The sequence below is a fragment of the Gemmatimonadota bacterium genome (genome assembly GCA_016714015.1).
Lineage (GTDB): Bacteria > Gemmatimonadota > Gemmatimonadetes > Gemmatimonadales > Gemmatimonadaceae > Pseudogemmatithrix.
Window position 1 is genome coordinate 516373 of sequence record JADJNZ010000001.1, and the last position, 16748, is coordinate 533120.

The following is a 16748-nucleotide window of genomic DNA, read 5'->3' on the forward strand; positions in this document are numbered from 1 at the left end:
CGGGACGGCGGGACGGGATGGGGCGCGAGTCTACTCGCGCCCCATCTTCTTCTTGAGGGCCTCGAGCGCCGCGTCCGCACCGGCCTCGCGATCGGCCCGCTGCCGCGCACGACCGAGCGCATCGAGCTCTGAGTTGAGCGGCGCGTCGTTGCGCAGGCCGAGCTCCGCATCGGACACGCCCCCCGCGCCCCCCATCATCCGGTCGTGCGCGCCCGCGGCCATCCCGCCGCCCACGCCGCGATCGGCCCGCTTGAGCTGCGCGAGCATCTCGTCGTAATCGCGTTCCACCAGGCCGAGCTCGGCCAGTTGCACGTCGAGCTTCCGCTCGAGCACCCCGAGCCGCTCCTGATGCTGCGCCCCGTACTTCTCGGCGATCGCCGCCGTCTCGGCGTCGTTGATCCCTTCGGCGAGCGTCCGGCGACGGGACGCCGTCTCGAACTGCTCCCGCTCCACCTCCACGCGACGCTTCGTGAGTTCGACGCCCTCCTTGAGGTCGTCGAGGCCCATCTTCGCCTGGACCAGCGCACGCTTCATGTCGGCGATGACGGCACGCCGGTCGGCGGGGGCGACGCGACCGCCGAGGAGGTCGCCGATCGTCGCGCGAAGGGATTCGAACACCTGTGGCGGGCTCCGGTGCGGGTTCGCCCGGAAACTACTCGGCGTGCCGCCAGCGCGCCTCGTCGCGCACCTGCCGCAGCAGCCGGTCAGGCGAGTGATGGCGCGGGAAGAGCAGCGCATCGCTGATCCGGTTGAGCGCCAGGCGCAGGACGGGGAAGCGCGCCGACATCGCCGCGAAGAGCAGCGCGAGCCCGTGCTCGTTCGCCAGCCGGTGGCGCGACGCGAGCTGGAATCCGCGCTGGCCCATCTGCTCGAAGTAGCCCAGCCCCGGCGCGCCGCGCCGGTGCCGCCGATGCTCGATGTGATCCGGGAACATGCCGCTCATCCAGAGCGCATAGTTGCCGAGGTGGGCCTGCACCAGGAACGCGCGTCGCGGGTCGGGGCCGGCGGCGGCGTCGGCGAGCCCCACGAGCGTGTCGAACCGCTCGTCGTCCGCGTCGGCGACCTTGTGCGCGCGGTCGCGCAGGCCGAAGTGCAACAGCACCGACGCGGCGTAGTCGGCGAGCACGCGATCGCGCACTCCGCTGGCGACCAGCGCTTGCCGCACCACGACGTACGCGAGGAGCGGCAGAGAGGCGTGGGCGCCGCGCGGGGTCTCGAGCAACGAGGAGAGGAGCGCCGGATCGTCGAGCAACGCATCGAGCCCCTGCTCGCGCAGGGCGGTCTCGCCGCGGTCGCGTGCCTCGGCGCCCTGCTGGGCGAGCAGGGCCAGCGCGAGCGCGGCATCGTCACGGGTCAGGCGGGAGCGGACGTCGGCCAGGATCATCGCGGCTTCCTCCAGTCGGTCGTCTCAACGTTATTACGCACGTGCCTTCCCTTCGTCACCCATGAGTCTCGGCCGGGTTCCGTCACTTCGCGTCCTCCACGTGGATGCGGCGCGCGATTGGCGTGGCGGCGAGCGGCAACTGCTGCTCCTCGTGCAGGGCCTCCGGGCGCGCGGCGTCGAGCCGCTCGTCGCCGCGCGACCCGCCTCCCCGCTGCTCCAGCGACTGAAGACCGAGGGCATCGCGACCGCGGCGCTGAACATGCGGTCCGACCTCGACCTCCTCGCCGTTCGGCGCCTCCGTCGCCTCATCGCGACCTGGCGTCCTGCCGTCGTGCATGCGCACGACGGACGGAGCCAGGTCCTGGCGCTCGGCGCCCTCGTCGGACGCCGCGGCCGAATCCCGCTCGTCGTGACGCGCCGGTCGGCCGCGGTCCCGCGCGGACCCCTGCGATTCGGCCCGCGCGTCGCCCGATTCATCGCGATCTCCGAGGCGGTACGCGAGGCATTGCGTGCCGGTGGCGTTGCCGACGCGCGCATCAGCGTCGCCTACCCCGGTGTCGCGGCGCGCGCTCCCGAGCGCCCGCGCGATTGGCGGGCGGAGTGCGGCTGGCCGGCGGGGACGGTCGTCGTCGGCATCGTCGGCCCGTTCGCCGCCGAGGCCGAGCTCGCGCGGCTGGAGTCGCTGCTCGCGGCCTTCCCCACCGAGGTCACCCGCCAGCTCGGGCTCGTCCTGCTCGGCGGCCACGCCACCGGGCGCGGAACGGTCGGCGATGTCCGGAGCTTCCGCGCGGGCTTCGTCCACGACGTCCCGCACGCCCTCGCGGGGCTCGACCTCCTCCTGCATCCGGGCGGCGCCGAGGGCCTCGGCACCGCGGTCGTCGAGGCGATGGCCCTCGGCGTCCCGAGCATCGCCTTCGCGGCCGGTGGGCTCGCGGAGATCGTCGCGGATGGGGTCGATGGCGCCCTCGTCGCCCCCGGCGACACGGCCGGCTTCGCCCGCGCCACCGCGCGACTGGTCACCGACGCGGAGGCCCGGCTGCGGCTCGGCGCCGCCGCCCCCGAGCAGGCGAAGCGCTTCTCCCCCGACCGCATGGTGGGAGCCGTGCTCGACGTCTACCGTGACGTACTGGAGCGTTCCGGGGTCTGACGGGATATATCGGTGTGGTCCCTCGTCTCGCCCCCGTCTAGCTTTCCTCCGTGCTCTATATCTGCATCCCGACCTTTGATGAGGCGCCGACCGTGGGCGTGCTCCTCTGGCGCATCCGCAAGGTGTTCCAGGAGTACGCGCGCGAGTACGAGATCCTCGTGTACGACGACGCCAGCACCGACGCCACGCGCGACGTGCTCGAGCCCTACGCCAAGGCGCTCCCCCTCACCGTGATCGGAGGGAAGGAGCGCGTCGGCTACGCGCGAGCCGTCGAGGCCCTACTCCGCGAGGCCTCCCAGCGCACCAAGTATCCGCGCCGTGACGCGGTGATCCTCCTCCAGGCGGACTTCACCGACCAGCCCGAAGGGATCCCCGAGCTCGTGAAGCGCTTCGAAGGTGGCGCGGACGTGGTGGTCGCCGAACGCGTGGTGCCCGACGGGGCGCCGGAGACCATCCGCAAGCTGCACAAGCTCGCGGGGTGGTTGCCCAAGGTCTGGCCCATCCGGAAGGCGGTCACCGTCCCCGGCGTCTCGGACCCGTTCGGCTCGTTCCGCCTGCTCCGCATCACCGTCGTGCGCGACCTGCTCAAGGCGTCCGGCGACGGACCGGTCACGCGTGCCGAGGCGCCTTGGCAGGCGAACCTGGAGTTCCTGCAGGCGGCGGCCGCGCAGGCGCGGCGGCTGGAGAACGTCTCCTTGCCGCAGCGCTTCGACGTCCGCGTGCGCGACACGCGACGCGACGCATGGCCGGATGCCTGGGCCCTCCTGCGCGCCGGGTGGGCCGCGCGTGGTCGCGCCGGGGCCCGCCCCGCGACGTGATCCGCTCCGTGGCGCACCTCCTTGCGACCGCCGCGCTGACGGGGGCGCTCGCGCTCCCCGCCGACGCGCAGGTCGCCTCGAACGGGCGGGCGCCGGCGCCGGTCCCGTTCCAGGCGGGGGAGAACCTCACGTACGACGTGCGCTTCGGTGCCATCAAGGTCGGGACCGGCCGGATGCGCGTGGTCGGGATCGAGAACATCCGCAGTCGCCCCGCGTGGCACGTGCTCTTCACGCTCTCCGGCGGCACGTTCTTCTACCAGGTGGACGACGTCTACGAGAGCTGGATGGACGTCATGACGCTCAACTCGCTCCGCTACGTCCAGAACCAGGACCAGGGCCAGCGGGAGCGGAAGCGCACCTTCGAGATCTTCCCCGAGCGCGCGGTCTACAACGAGGTCTTCAAGAAGAACCGCGAGATGCCCTCGGTCGCGAACCCGCTCGACGACGGGTCGTTCCTGTTCTACATCCGCACCGTCCCGCTCGAAGTGGGGCGGACGTACGAGTTCAATCGCTATTTCAAGCCCGACCGCAATCCCGTGGTGATCCGCGTGCTCCGCAAGGAACGCGTGCGCGTCCCCGCCGGGACCTTCGACGCGATCGTCCTGCAGCCGATCATCAAGACTTCGGGCATCTTCTCCGAGGGCGGCCAAGCCGAGATCTGGCTCACCGACGACGACAAGCGGATGATGATCCAGATGCGTTCGCGCCTCTCGTTCGGGTCGCTCAACCTGTACCTGCGCTCGTACCGCTGGGCGGCCGACTCGACCGCGTCGGGCGATCCGGACGACACCGGGAGCCCACGATGAGCGGCGATCGGCGCCCCCCGCGCGAGATCGACCTCGCCCGCGTTCGGACCGTGCCCATCGCCGTGAGGCCCAACAAGGTGCGCGCGGAGGAATTCGCCAAGGCCCCGGGCGAGGACCGCTCGTTCGGCGCGTTCATCACGGCACTTCCCGACGTACTCAAGGCGCAGGACTTCCGGCGGGTCGTGGACGCAGTCGTCCGCGCCGCGAAGCGCAAGCGCGCGGTCATCGTCATGCTCGGTGGCCATGTCGTGAAGACCGGCATCGGCCCCGTCCTCGTCGACCTCATGAAGCGCGGTGTCATCACCCACCTCGCGATGAACGGGTCGGCCGCCATCCACGATTACGAGATCGCCCGTTTCGGCGGGACCTCCGAGGATGTGGCCGCCGGACTGAAGGACGGGTCGTTCGGCATGGCCGAGGAGACGGGGCGCGGACTGAATGAGGCGTTCATCGCCGGCCAGACGCACGGCTGGGGCATGGGCGAATCGGTCGCGCGCGCACTCGAAGGGACACCCCAGCTCGCGCATCCCGAGCACTCGATCATCCTCGCCGCGCACCGGCATTGGCTGCCGGTGACCGTACACGCCGCGCTCGGCGCCGAGATCATCCATCAGCACCCGGCCGCCAGCGGCGCCGCGATCGGTGATACCAGCCATCGCGACTTCCGTCGCCTCGCCGCGAGCTGCGAGGAGCTGCATCAGGGCGGCGTCGTCCTCAACCTCGGCAGCGCGGTGATCATGCCCGAGGTCTTCCTGAAGGCGCTCACCGTCGCGCGCAACGTGAACGGCGGGAAGCCGACCGACTTCACCACGGCCGATTTCGACATGCAGCGCCACTATCGTCCGAGCGAGAACGTCGTGCGTCGGCCGGTGCTCGCGGGCGGCGAGGGCTTCCAGATCACGGGGCACCACGAACTCATGATCCCGCTTCTGGGCTGGGCGGTGGCTGATGCGCTCGACCATCGCTGACCCGATCGGGTGATCGGGGTCACGGCGCGGCGGGCATCGGTGGGCGAGGTTGCGGCATGCGACACGAGCGCGCGCCGATGGATCGACCGGATGCGTGGCCGGGGACCCGCGCCGGCACGAGGGCGATCCGTGCGGCTCACGGCCGAGTGATCGTGCCGCTCGTGCTCGTGCTCTCCCTTCTGGCCGCCTGCAGCGGTGAGGCGCCATCGGAGGCACGGACGGACGGCGACTGCGTCCCCGTAAGCACGACGACGCCGCGGGTCGACGCGCCGCCCGACACCGCCAGGATCGGGCCTGTTCTTCCCCGTCCCGTCCCGCCGTGCGTCATCCGGCGCGACTAGGGCGTGCGCCCCCCACCCGAGGCGGACGCGGGGGAAGCCGGTCGAATAGAGCACAGAAGGGCGGGGCCATGATGGCCCCGCCCTTCTGTCGTGCTCCAGCCGCTGCGATACGGGTGTCAGCTCCCGTTTCCGCCGAACTTGTCGCGGAGGTCCTTCGCCGTCTCTGGCGCGAACAGCCGCAGCATGAAGTAGACAAGGAGGCCGAGGAAGAAGATCGGGATGGCCTTCCACAGGAGCCAGAAGAAGACCGCGAACACCCCGCCCAGGATCCCGAAGGCGAGCTTCAGGAGGAAGAGGCCGGCCAGGGCGAGAAGGCCGATCATGAAGATGGTCTGGAGCATGGCGTCGATCCTGTGAAGAGGAGTTGTGAGAGCGTACGCGCGAGCGCGGCTGCAGGTTTCGGGGCCCCGGCGGGCGCGTCGTCCGGCGCGTCGCGACCACCCCGGGTGGGTGACCATTGCTAACTTTCACAACATTGTATTGACGGTTACCGCAACTGGTCATTTCTCGACCCCGTCGGTATCCTCCACATCCGCCACACCCGCTCCCCTCCCCCAACCGGGCACGGATCAGAGATGGCCGAGCACCTCTATCAGATCATGGGTCGGCACCGCGCCGAGCCGCTCCCGGAGCGCAAGCCGTCCTGGCTCAAGGTCAAGGCGCCGGGCGGGAAGAACTACCTGCATCTCAAGAACATGATGCGGGACCTCGACCTGCACACGGTCTGCGAAGAGGCCCACTGCCCGAACGTCGGCGAGTGCTGGGAGCACGGCACCGCGACCTTCATGATCCTCGGCGATGTCTGCACCCGCAACTGCGCGTATTGCGCCGTCGCGCACGGCCGGCCGCCCAAGTTCGACCCGGCGGAGCCGAGCCGGGTGGCCGAAGCGGCCCTCAAGATGAACCTCCGCCACCTCGTGATCACGAGCGTCGATCGCGATGACCTCCCCGACTTCGGCGCCTGGGCGTTCGCCGAGACCATCCGGCAGGTGCACGAGGCGGTCCCGGGCTGCTCGGTCGAGGTGCTCGTGCCCGACTTCCAGGGGAACGAGGACGCGATCCGCTCGGTCCTCGAGGCGCGTCCCGAGATCTACAACCACAACACCGAGACCGTGCCGCGCCTCTACAAGAAGGCGCGGCCCGGCGGCCGCTACGAGCGCGTGCTCGAGATCTTCCGCCTCAGCAAGCGCCTCGCCCCCGACATCCCGACCAAGACGGGCATCATCCTCGGGATGGGGGAGACCAACGAGGAGGTCCTCCAGACCATGCGCGAGCTGCGCGCGGTCGACGTCGACATCCTCACGCTCGGCCAGTACCTCCGCCCGTCGAACGACCACATCGCGCTCGACCGCTACGTCACGCCGCAGGAGTTCCGGATGTTCTACGAACAGGGCATGACGATGGGCTTCAAGCACGTCGAGTCGGCGCCGCTGGTCCGGTCGAGCTACCACGCCTGGGAGCAGGTGCAGGCCGCGGGAGTCGCCGTCGAAGGTTGAAGGATGGAGGGTGAAGGAGACCCCGCATCCCGCACCACGACCGCATCCCGCCCCCGCAGCGAGCCCTTTCATCATTCATCCTTCAGCCTTCATCCCCTGATGGCCGCCAAGAAGAAGACGGACAGCAAAGGCCTGCCCGGCGACGCGACCCTGCGCCGCGAGCTGCTGCACTCGATGCTCCTCCAGCGCCGCTTCGAGGAGAAGGTCGGCGAGGCCTACGCGCTCGGGAAGATCGGCGGGTTCTGCCACCTCTACATCGGGCAGGAGGCCGTCTCCACCGGCGTGCTCTCCATGCTCCGCCCCGACGACTACGTCATCACCACCTACCGTGACCACGGCCAGGCGCTCGCGCGCGGCATGACGCCCCGGTCGATCATGGCCGAGCTCTTCGGTCGCATCGATGGCTGCTCGCGCGGCAAGGGTGGCTCGATGCACCTGTTCGACCGCAACCTGAACTTCCTCGGCGGCCACGGCATCGTCGGCGGGCACGTGCCGATCGCGGCCGGCGTGGGCTTCGCCATCAAGTACCGTGGCGGCGACCAGGTCATCGCCTGCTTCATGGGCGAATCGGTCGTGAACACGGGGGCGTTCCACGAGGCGCTCAACATGGCCGCGCTCTGGAAGCTCCCCTGCCTGTTCATCATCGAGAACAACAAGTACGGGATGGGCACCGCCGTCGAGCGCGCCGCGGCGATCAAGGACCTCTCGCGCCGTTCCGACGCGTACGACGGCATGCATGGCGAGTACGTCGACGGCCAGGACGTCTTCGCCGTGCGCGAGGGGATGGAGCGCGCGCTCGAGATCGCGCGGCGCGAGTCGAAGCCCGTCCTCCTCGAGATCCGCACCTACCGCTACATGGGCCACTCGATGTCCGATGCGGTCTCGGGCACCTATCGCACCAAGGCCGAGCTCGACGAGTACCTCAAGCGCGATCCGATCAACCTGCTCAAGGCGCGCATGATGGAGGCGGGCGACCTCACCGACGCCGACGTCGCCGCCATGGAGCAGGAGGTCAAGGCGACCTGCCAGGACGCCTGGGACTTCGCCGACGCGAGCCCCGAACCCCCGCTCGAGGCGCTCTACGAAGACGTCCTCGTCGACACCACGAGCTGAGCGAAGGCACACATACCATGGCCATCATCACGTACCGCGAAGCGCTCAACCAGGCCCTCCGCGAAGAGATGTCCCGCGACGACCGCGTCTTCCTCATGGGCGAGGAGGTCGCCGTCTACAATGGGGCCTACAAGGTCTCGAAGGGCCTGCTCGAGGAGTTCGGCGAGATGCGCGTCGTCGACACGCCGATCACCGAACTCGGCTTCGCCGGCGTCGGCGTCGGCGCGGCGATGGTCGGGCTGCGCCCGATCATCGAGTTCATGACCTGGAACTTCGCCCTCCTCGCGATCGACCAGGTCGTGAACGCGGCCGCGAAGATGCTCTACATGTCCGGCGGCCAGTACCCCATGCCGATGGTCTTCCGCGGACCCAACGGCGCCGCCCTCCAGCTCTCCGCGCAGCACTCGCAGGCCTTCGAGTCCTGGCTCGCCCACATCCCGGGCCTCAAGGTCGTCACCCCGGGCACGCCGTACGACGCGAAGGGCCTCCTCAAGGCGGCCATCCGCGACGACAACCCGGTGATCATGCTCGAGGGCGAGATGCTCTACAACACCAAGGGCGAGGTCCCCGAGCACGACTACATCGTGCCCATCGGCAAGGCCGACCTCAAGCGCGAGGGCGACCACTGCTCGATCATCACGAACGGCAAGATGGTGCTCGTCGCGATGAACGCCGCCGACCAGCTCGCGAAGGAAGGGATCCGCGTCGACGTCGTCGACCTCCGGACCGTCCGCCCGATGGACGTCGAGGCCATCACGACCTCGGTGCGGAAGACCAACCGCGCCGTGGTCCTCGAGGAAGGCTGGGAGCTCGCCGGCATCGGCGCGCAGGTCGTCGACTACGTGCAGCGCGAGTGCTTCGATGACCTCGATGCGCCGGTCATCCGCGTGCACCAGGCCGACGTCCCCATGCCGTACGCGAAGGCGATCGAGAAGGCCGCGAAGCCGGACCTCGCGAAGACGATCGCCGCGGTGAAGAAAGTCATGTACCTCAACTAGGCGATCGAGTCATGGCAACGAAGATCTTCATGGAAGCCCTCAGCCCCACGATGGAAGAGGGTCGCCTGGTGAAGTGGGTGAAGGCCGAGGGCGCCGCCGTGAAGGCCGGCGACATCCTCGCCGAGGTCGAGACGGACAAGGCCGTCATGGAACTCGTCGCCCGCGGCGATGGCGTGCTGCGCAAGCAGCTCATCCCCGAAGGGACCACGGCGCCGGTGAGTTCGCTCGTCGGCGTGATCGCCACGGCGGATGAGGACATCAGCGCCCTGCTCGGCGGCGCGGGTGCGCCGGCGGCCGCCGCGGCTCCCGCTGCCGCAGGGGGAGCCGCGGCCGCGCCGGTGGCGCCTCCGGCGGCCCCTGCGGTGACCGCTGTGGCGCCGGTTCCCGCGGCCCCGGCGGCCGCCATTCCCGCCGGGCGCGTCATCGCCTCACCGCTCGCTCGCCGCCTCGCCGGTGACTCGGGGGTGAACCTTGGCGGCGTCCAGGGCTCCGGCCCGGGCGGCCGCATCGTGAAGCGCGACATCGAGCAGGCGCTCGCGGGGGGCGGAGCGTCCGCTGCCGCCCCCGGCGCCGCGCCTGCCGTGCGCCCGCAGTCTTCCGCCGTCGCCGGCGGTGCGTCGTATCGTGACGAACCGCTCACCCAGATCCGCAAGACCATCGCGCGGCGCCTCGCCGAGTCGATCGGTCCCATCCCGACCTTCTATCTCACGGCCGAGTTCGACCTGGGTCGTGCGGCGGAGATGCGGGCCGCGGCCGCCGAGCTCGGCGACGCGTTCAAGTTCTCGTTCAACGACCTCATCCTGAAGGCGACCGCGACCGCGCTCACCCAGCACCCCGAGGTGAACGCGCACTGGCTGGGCGACCGGATCCGCTACTTCGACACGGTGCACCTCGGCATGGCCGTCGCGACCGATGACGGCCTCATCGTCCCGGTGATCTTCGACGCGCAGACGAAGCGCATGAGCGAGATCTCCGCCGAGTCGAAGACCCTCGCGAAGAAGGCGCGCGAGCGGAAGCTCAAGCCAGAGGAGTTCACCGGCTCGACCTTCTCGGTCTCCAACCTCGGCATGATGCAGATCGACCAGTTCACGGCGATCATCAACCCCCCCGAGGTCGGCATCCTCGCGATCGGCGCGATCGAGGACAAGGTCGTGGTCGGCGCGGACGGCGGCTTCGAGGTGCGCAAGAAGCTCCGCGTGACCATGAGCTGCGACCATCGCGTGATCGACGGCGCGGTCGGCGCGAAGTTCCTGCAGACGCTGCGACGGCTCGTCGAGAACCCGTTGCTGCTGGTGTTCTGAACGTCAGGATGAAGGCTGAAGGAGGAAGGATGGAAGTCACCTCGCATCGCTTCAGCCGTTCGCCATTCATCCTTCAGCCTTCACCCTCCATCTGATCCCCCAATGGCCCAGTACGATGTGATCTATCTCGGCGGCGGCCCCGCCGGCTACGTCGGCGCCCTCCGCTCCGCCCAGCTCGGCCAATCCGTCGCCGTCGTCGAGCGCGAAGGCCTCGGCGGCACCTGCGTCCTCTGGGGCTGCATCCCCGCCAAGGCGCTCCTCGAGGCCGCGTCCATCGCGCAGAAGGTCGCGAAGGGCAAGGAGTTCGGCGTCACCGCGGAGAAGGTCACGCTCGACTACGGCGTCGCCATGAAGCGCTCGCGCGCCGTGAGCGCGCAGAACTCCAAGGGCGTCGAGTTCCTCTTCAAGAAGAACAAGATCACCTGGCTCAAGGGCACCGGCGTGCTCGGCGCGGGCAAGACCGTGAAGGTCACCGGCGCCGACGGGAAGAGCGAGACGCACACCGCCACCAAGGGCGTGGTCATCGCGACCGGTTCGCGCGTGAAGGGCCTGCCGCAGATCGGGCTCGACCTCGACAAGACCCTCGTCCTCTCGTCCGACGAGGCGCTCACGCTCGACAAGGCACCGGCGACCATCGCCGTCATCGGCGCCGGCGCCGTCGGCTGCGAGTTCGCCGACGTCTTCAACGCCTTCGGGTCCAAGGTCACCATCCTCGAGGTCATGCCGCGCATCCTGCCGGTCGAGGACGAGGACTGCTCCGTCGAGCTGGGCAAGGCGTTCAAGAAGCGCGGCATCGAGATCGTCACCGGGGCCAAGCTCGGGACCGTGAAGAAGGGCAGGGGCAACGTCACCATCCCGGTCGAGGCGAACGGCGAGAAGAAGGAGATGACCTTCGACCTCGTCCTCGTCGCCGCGGGCCGCGCGCCGAACATCGAGCACGTCGGCCTGAAGGAGGCCGGTGTGCAGACCACCGAGCGCGGGTTCATCCGCATCAACGAGCGCTTCGAGACCAGCGCGCGGGGCATCTACGCCATCGGCGACGTCGCCGGCCCGCCGATGCTCGCGCACAAGGGCTCGCGCGAGGGCCACGTGGTCGCCGACATCCTCGCCGGGCATGCGCATCACCCGGTGAACTACGGCAACATCCCCAATGCCACCTACTGCCATCCCGAGGTCGCGAGCATCGGCCTCACCGAGGCGCAGTGCAAGGAGAAGGGGCTCAAGTACAAGGTCGGCAAGTTCCCCTTCTCGGCCAACGGCCGCGCCCGCACGAGCGGCGAGACCGAGGGTTTCGTGAAGGTCATCCGCGACGAGAAGTACGGCGAGATCCTTGGCGCGCACATCTGCGGGGCGCATGCCACCGAGCTGATCCACGAGTTCGCCGTGGCCCGCGAGAACGAGTACACCGTCGAGGAGATCGACCTCGCGATCCATGCGCACCCGACCCTCAGCGAGGCGATCGCCGAGGCGGTGCTCGACTCGATGGGGAAGATGCTGCACGCGTGAGCGTGAGCCTCGCGCGCGCATGAAGGACTTCCTCGTCCTCGACCTCGGCCTCCGCAGCTATGCGGAGGCCTTGTCGTTCCAGCGCGCGCTCGCGGCGGCGCGGATCGCGAAGCGCGTCCCGCACGACGTCCTCGTCCTCGTCGAACATCCACCGGTGATCACGACCGGGCGCTCGACGAAGGCGGGGAACCTGCTCGCGTCGCGCGAACTGCTCGCCGCGCGCGGCGTGGAGCTCTTCGACATCGAACGCGGGGGCGATGTCACCTTCCACGGCCCGGGGCAGCTCGTCGGCTACCCGATCGTGGACCTCACGGAGCACCGGCAGGACCTGCACTGGTACCTGCGGCAGGTGGAGGAGGTCGTGATCCGCGGCGTCGCGTCGGTCGGGATCCCGGCAGGCCGGCAGGCTGGCCAGACGGGGGTGTGGACTCAGGGCCGCAAGCTCGCGAGCATCGGCGTGCACGCGCGGAGCTGGGTGACCTGGCACGGCTTCGCGCTGAACGTCACGACCGACCTGGGCTACTTCGACCTCATGGTCCCCTGCGGCATCGCCGACGTGGTGATGACCTCGGTGGAGCGCGAACTGCTCGAACGCGCCGATGGCACCTGCCAGGCGCCGTCGCCCACGCTGGGCGATGACATGCGCGCGACGATCGTGCGATCTTTCGGCGAGGTGTTCGAGCGCGCGCCGCGGGAGACCACGCTGGCGGAGCTCGGACCGGCACTGGAGGAACGGACGTGATGGGAACCGGCATGAGGATGGACCGACGCGCGATCGTCGCGGTCGCGGCGCTGCTGGCCCTGAGCTGCGGCGGCGCGCCCGCCGCGGGAGCACCCGCGCCGGTGGTCACGCCCGACTCGAGCGGCCTCATCCTCCTCCCCGCTCCCGTCGAGTCGCTGCAGGTCCTGCCGACCGAGCCGCTCGTGCCGACCGTCCCGCGCGCCGAACTCCCGCGCGGCTGGAACGACCTCGACACCAACAGCGTCCGCATCCCGCTCCTCGTCGCGACCACCCGCAACTACATCAACGCCGACTGGCCGGGGAACCGCTTCGGCACGACCGACGCGAACACCCTCTCGTGGGCCGTGGCCCAGGTGAACGTCCCGTCGTACCGCGTGCGCGCCGAGGGCGTGATCCCGCGCGCGAGCGCCGCCGACTCGCCCGATGCGGCGCGCACGATGTACATCAACTCGCTCATCCTCGCCGACTCGGTGCGCTTCCTCCAGCGCGTCCGCGATGACCTCGCGCGCACCCGCTCGCGCGATATCCTCGTCTTCGTGCACGGCTACAACTCGTCGTTCGAGGATGCCGCGGTCCGCGTCGCGCAGATCGCCGCCGACATGGGGTTCGACGGCACCGCGATCCTCTTCGCCTGGCCGTCGCAGGGCGCCCTCTCGGGCTACATCCGCGACCAGCAGACCGCGCGCAATGCCGGCTGGCACCTGCTGCGCCTGCTGCGCGACCAGCTCCCGCGCGCCAATCCCGACCGCATCCACGTGATCGCCCACTCGATGGGCTCCGAGGTGCTGAGCAAGGCGATGTCCCTCGTCGATCCGCGGGACTCGCTCCCGCGGCTCGGGCAGGTCGTCTTCGCCGCGCCCGACGTCGATGCGCGCATCTTCTCGCGCGAGATCCTCCCCATCCTGCGCGCGCGCGCCCAGGGGGTCACACTCTACGCCTCGAGCGAGGACGAGGCCCTGCGCGCCTCACGCGTGCTCAACGGCGTCCTCCGCCTCGGACTCGGCGGCGACTCGCTCACCGTGCTCGACGGCATGACCACGGTCGATGCGACGCGCGTGCGCGGCGACCTCCTCGGCCACACGCTCTTCGGCAACTCGGCGCTGCTGAGCGACCTGCACGCGGTGCTCACCGAGGGGCGCACCCCGGCCGAGCGGCGGCTCCTGCAGGTGCGCCGCGCCGACGGCTCCGTCTTCTGGCGGTTCCGCTAGAAGTCGACGAGCAGGATCCCGACGAGCGGCGTCCCGCCGCCCGCGGCATCGGTCGCGACGACCGTCCGCATCGCGCGCTCGGAGATGAGCTGGTTCATGTCCAGCACCACCGTCCTGGTGTTGGCGGTGGTCAACCGGATCCGGTACCGGCCGACCGGGAGCGTGAAGTAGTCCGTGTTCCCGCGGAACACCACATCCTCGAGGATGGGGGTCGCGGAGTCGATCGGGACGCTGGGGTCGGTGATGTAGACGTCGACCGTCCCGGCCGAGGGTGCCGCCTGGATGACCCGGAGCTTGATCTCGCCGGGCCCAGGGATCGCCGCGGTGTCGGGGACCACCACGGCCTCGACGGCACCGACGACGCCAGTCGAGAACAGGGTGTAGGCACGCGGGAACTCGATCGGGAAGGTGTGGTCGAGCAACGGCGTCGCGGACCCGTTGGGGAAGAGCCGAACGCGCCGTGTCCCCGCCTCCACCTCGAGGAACCCGGACGAGGAACGGAATCCGATGCCCGACAGGTAGGGCGTCGAGTCGACGACGAGTTCCATGATGGGCGCATTCGCCACCGCTTGCACGACGCGCAGGTGCGAGGACGGACCCTCTTGGGTGATGCCGTCGCTGATGCTGCAGGCGGCGGAGAGGATGACCGGAAGCAGAAGGGCGAGGCGCCGGGCACGGCGTCCGACGAGCGTGTGTTCCATCCGCGGAATTACACCACTCGCGGTGCGGCGGACCAGTCGGCCGCACCCCGCGCCGAACGGTCGGCAAGGCGTCGCGCCGGACGGCGGCGTGGTGGTACGGCGTGCTGTCCGCTTCGGGATATATTCAGGGCGTGTCCGACAAGCCCATCGCCTATCCCGCGCGCGTGCGCGAGGTCGCCCCGCGACGGGCGGTCGACTTCGACGCCGACCTCAACGAGGCGCAGCGCAAGGCGGCCACGCATCCGGACGGTCCGCTGCTCATCGTGGCGGGCGCCGGCACGGGGAAGACGCGCACCCTTGTCTACCGCGTCGCGCACCTCATCGAGCGCGGCATCCGCCCCGAACGGATCCTCCTCCTCACCTTCACGCGCCGCGCCGCGCAGGAGATGCTCGGCCGCGCCGAGAAGCTCGTCGGCTCGGAGAGCCGGGCGGTGCACGGCGGCACCTTCCACGGCACCGCCCACCGGCTGCTCCGTCGCTTCGGCGCCGAGGCGGGGCTCCCCGGCGATTTCACCATCCTCGACCAGGGCGACGCCGAGGACCTGATGCAGCTGTCGCGCGCCGCGTGCGGCCTCGCCGACAAGACCAAGCGATTCCCCAAGAAGGAGACGCTCCACCACGTCTACTCGCGGCACGTCAACACCGAGTTCCCCGTCGGCGCGATCCTCCGTGAGGAGTATCCGCGGTTCATCGAGTTCGAGGACGACTTCACGCGCGTCTTCGCCGACTACACCGCGCGCAAGCAGTCGCGGAATCTGGTCGACTACGACGACCTCCTCCTCTACTGGGCGATGCTGCTCGAGACCGAGGCCGCCCGCGCGATCGGCGACCGCATCGGCGCGCTCTACGACCACATCCTCGTCGACGAGTTCCAGGACACCAACGTCCTCCAGGCGCGCATCCTCAAGGGGATGTGCCGCGTGCACCGCAACCTCACCGTCGTCGGCGACGACGCACAGAGCATCTACGCCTTCCGCGGCGCGACCATCCGCAACATCCTCGACTTCCCGCGCGACTTCCACGGCGCGTCGGTCGTCACGCTCGAGCAGAACTACCGTTCCACCCAACCCATCCTCGACGCGAGCAACCTGCTCATCTCGCGCGCCGAGGAGCGGTTCACGAAGGAGCTCTACACCACGCGCACGGGCGGCGAGAAGCCCTGGCTCGTCACGGCGCAGGACGAGTCGCAGCAGACGCGCTTCGTGGTGGACCGGATCCTCGAGCTCCACGAGGCGGGCACGCCGCTCCGCGAGATGGCCGTGCTCTTCCGCGCCGGCTACATGAGCGCCGACCTCGAGATCGAGCTCACCGCGCGCAACATCCCGTTCGAGAAGTGGGGTGGGCTCAAGTTCCTCGAGGCCGCGCACGTGAAGGACGTGCTCGCCTTCCTCCGCGTGCTCGAGAACCCGCGAGACGAGGTGAGCTGGTACCGCCTGCTGCAGCTGATGCCCGGCATCGGGGAGACCACGGCGCGCCGCGCGATCGAGGCGCTGGCCGAGCGCGATTGGAACCCCGAGGCCTTCGCCGAGTTCGTCCCGCCGCCGCGCGCCAAGGACGCGCATCGCGGTCTGGTCGACCTGCTCCGCGCGCTCCGCCGCGCGGACCTCGAAGGGGACGGCGGCGTCGCCAAGGACATCGTCCGCATCCGGACGATGTACGACGACATCCTCCGCGCGCGCTACGACCGCGAGGAGCCCCGCCTCGCCGACCTCGACCGGCTCCAGGCCATCGCCGACGGCTACGGGTCGCGCACCGACTTCCTCGCGGCGATCTCCCTCGACCCGCCCGCCTCCTCCACCGACCTCGGCTTTGGCAGCGAGTCGGAGGATGACGTGCTCATCCTCTCCACCGCCCACAGCGCCAAGGGGAAGGAGTGGGATGCGGTCTTCCTGATCTGGGCCGTCGACGGCTGGTTCCCCATGTCGCGCGCACTCGGGGACGACGACCAGATCGAGGAGGAGCGCCGACTCATGTACGTCGCCCTCACCCGCGCGCGCGACCACCTCGCGGTGACGCACCCGTTCAACGTCTACCAGTCGCGGCGCGGGGCGGACTACTCGCTCTCCCAGCTCAGCCGGTTCATCGACCGCGGCGTCGTGCGCACGTTCCAGCAGGTCGTGCTCGAATCGACCGAACGTCTGCCCGAGGCCGAGATCCCCACGGCCGCGACGCCGACGGTCGACCTCCGTGCGCTGCTCCGGAGTCGGTTCTCGAGCTGA

Annotated in this window: 16 protein-coding genes; 12 read left to right on the forward strand and 4 right to left on the reverse strand. The window is 69.9% G+C overall.

Going from position 1 to position 16748, the window contains the following annotated elements; genetic code table 11:
* Positions 1-30: 30 nt before the first annotated feature.
* On the reverse strand, positions 31-618 hold the full coding sequence (locus IPJ78_02165) for a hypothetical protein (GenBank protein MBK7905349.1): 588 nt from the start codon (positions 616-618) through the stop codon (positions 31-33).
* 34 nt (positions 619-652) lie between these two features.
* On the reverse strand, positions 653-1384 hold the full coding sequence (locus IPJ78_02170; GenBank protein MBK7905350.1) for a hypothetical protein: 732 nt from the start codon (positions 1382-1384) through the stop codon (positions 653-655).
* A gap of 61 nt (positions 1385-1445) precedes the next feature.
* Here IPJ78_02170 and IPJ78_02175 point away from each other — a divergent pair, with 61 nt between their 5' ends.
* Genes IPJ78_02175 through IPJ78_02190 form a run of 4 tightly spaced genes read left to right on the forward strand, consistent with a single transcriptional unit; the run spans position 1446 to position 5123 of the window.
* Complete coding sequence (locus tag IPJ78_02175; protein MBK7905351.1) at positions 1446-2531, forward strand: glycosyltransferase family 4 protein; 1086 nt, start codon at positions 1446-1448, stop codon at positions 2529-2531.
* Positions 2532-2581: 50 nt separating this feature from the next.
* Positions 2582-3349 (forward strand): glycosyltransferase family 2 protein, encoded by a 768-nt coding sequence (locus IPJ78_02180; protein MBK7905352.1) that lies wholly within the window; start codon positions 2582-2584, stop codon positions 3347-3349.
* Positions 3350-3357: 8 nt separating this feature from the next.
* Positions 3358-4155 (forward strand): DUF3108 domain-containing protein, encoded by a 798-nt coding sequence (locus IPJ78_02185; GenBank protein MBK7905353.1) that lies wholly within the window; start codon positions 3358-3360, stop codon positions 4153-4155.
* On the forward strand, positions 4152-5123 hold the full coding sequence (locus IPJ78_02190; GenBank protein MBK7905354.1) for a hypothetical protein: 972 nt from the start codon (positions 4152-4154) through the stop codon (positions 5121-5123). Before IPJ78_02185 ends, IPJ78_02190 begins: the two co-directional genes overlap by 4 nt.
* A gap of 457 nt (positions 5124-5580) precedes the next feature.
* Here the strand turns inward: IPJ78_02190 and IPJ78_02195 are convergent, their stop codons facing one another.
* The gene (locus tag IPJ78_02195) at positions 5581-5805 is read right to left on the reverse strand and encodes a hypothetical protein (protein ID MBK7905355.1); all 225 of its coding nucleotides are present in this window, start codon (positions 5803-5805) and stop codon (positions 5581-5583) included.
* 258 nt (positions 5806-6063) lie between these two features.
* On the opposite strand from IPJ78_02195, the gene lipA reads away from it, so the two are divergent.
* From lipA to IPJ78_02230, 7 genes are all read left to right on the forward strand, one after another.
* The gene (gene lipA, locus IPJ78_02200) at positions 6064-6960 is read left to right on the forward strand and encodes a lipoyl synthase (protein MBK7905356.1); all 897 of its coding nucleotides are present in this window, start codon (positions 6064-6066) and stop codon (positions 6958-6960) included.
* Between the two features lie 99 nt (positions 6961-7059).
* Positions 7060-8073 (forward strand): pyruvate dehydrogenase (acetyl-transferring) E1 component subunit alpha, encoded by a 1014-nt coding sequence (pdhA, locus tag IPJ78_02205; GenBank protein ID MBK7905357.1) that lies wholly within the window; start codon positions 7060-7062, stop codon positions 8071-8073.
* A gap of 17 nt (positions 8074-8090) precedes the next feature.
* Entirely contained in the window at positions 8091-9071 is a 981-nt protein-coding gene (locus IPJ78_02210; protein MBK7905358.1) for a pyruvate dehydrogenase complex E1 component subunit beta, read from the forward strand.
* A gap of 11 nt (positions 9072-9082) precedes the next feature.
* Positions 9083-10372 carry a 2-oxo acid dehydrogenase subunit E2 gene (locus tag IPJ78_02215; GenBank protein ID MBK7905359.1) on the forward strand — a complete coding sequence of 430 codons (1290 nt, stop codon included), beginning with the start codon at positions 9083-9085 and terminating at the stop codon, positions 10370-10372.
* Positions 10373-10474: 102 nt separating this feature from the next.
* Positions 10475-11878, forward strand: a complete 1404-nt coding sequence (gene lpdA, locus IPJ78_02220; GenBank protein MBK7905360.1) for a dihydrolipoyl dehydrogenase — start codon at positions 10475-10477, stop codon at positions 11876-11878.
* Positions 11879-11897: 19 nt separating this feature from the next.
* Entirely contained in the window at positions 11898-12620 is a 723-nt protein-coding gene (gene lipB / locus IPJ78_02225) for a lipoyl(octanoyl) transferase LipB (GenBank protein MBK7905361.1), read from the forward strand.
* Between the two features lie 11 nt (positions 12621-12631).
* On the forward strand, positions 12632-13828 hold the full coding sequence (locus tag IPJ78_02230; GenBank protein MBK7905362.1) for an alpha/beta hydrolase: 1197 nt from the start codon (positions 12632-12634) through the stop codon (positions 13826-13828).
* Here the strand turns inward: IPJ78_02230 and IPJ78_02235 are convergent.
* Positions 13825-14529, reverse strand: a complete 705-nt coding sequence (locus IPJ78_02235; protein MBK7905363.1) for a DUF4397 domain-containing protein — start codon at positions 14527-14529, stop codon at positions 13825-13827. The two genes, IPJ78_02230 and IPJ78_02235, sit on opposite strands and share 4 nt — an antisense overlap.
* A 131-nt stretch (positions 14530-14660) precedes the next feature.
* On the opposite strand from IPJ78_02235, the gene IPJ78_02240 reads away from it, so the two are divergent.
* Positions 14661-16748, forward strand: coding sequence for an ATP-dependent helicase (locus IPJ78_02240; protein ID MBK7905364.1), 2088 nt, complete (start codon positions 14661-14663; stop codon positions 16746-16748).

Coding starts and splice junctions, on each gene's coding strand:
- IPJ78_02170 (MBK7905350.1), bottom strand. CDS start 1,384: ATGATCCTGGCCGACGTCCGCTCCCGCCTGACCCGTGACGATGCCGCG.
- IPJ78_02175 (MBK7905351.1), top strand. CDS start 1,446: ATGAGTCTCGGCCGGGTTCCGTCACTTCGCGTCCTCCACGTGGATGCG.
- IPJ78_02190 (MBK7905354.1), top strand. CDS start 4,152: ATGAGCGGCGATCGGCGCCCCCCGCGCGAGATCGACCTCGCCCGCGTT.
- IPJ78_02195 (MBK7905355.1), bottom strand. CDS start 5,805: ATGCTCCAGACCATCTTCATGATCGGCCTTCTCGCCCTGGCCGGCCTC.
- lipA (MBK7905356.1), top strand. CDS start 6,064: ATGGGTCGGCACCGCGCCGAGCCGCTCCCGGAGCGCAAGCCGTCCTGG.
- pdhA (MBK7905357.1), top strand. CDS start 7,060: ATGGCCGCCAAGAAGAAGACGGACAGCAAAGGCCTGCCCGGCGACGCG.
- IPJ78_02210 (MBK7905358.1), top strand. CDS start 8,091: ATGGCCATCATCACGTACCGCGAAGCGCTCAACCAGGCCCTCCGCGAA.
- IPJ78_02215 (MBK7905359.1), top strand. CDS start 9,083: ATGGCAACGAAGATCTTCATGGAAGCCCTCAGCCCCACGATGGAAGAG.
- lpdA (MBK7905360.1), top strand. CDS start 10,475: ATGGCCCAGTACGATGTGATCTATCTCGGCGGCGGCCCCGCCGGCTAC.
- lipB (MBK7905361.1), top strand. CDS start 11,898: ATGAAGGACTTCCTCGTCCTCGACCTCGGCCTCCGCAGCTATGCGGAG.
- IPJ78_02230 (MBK7905362.1), top strand. CDS start 12,632: ATGAGGATGGACCGACGCGCGATCGTCGCGGTCGCGGCGCTGCTGGCC.
- IPJ78_02235 (MBK7905363.1), bottom strand. CDS start 14,529: ATGGAACACACGCTCGTCGGACGCCGTGCCCGGCGCCTCGCCCTTCTG.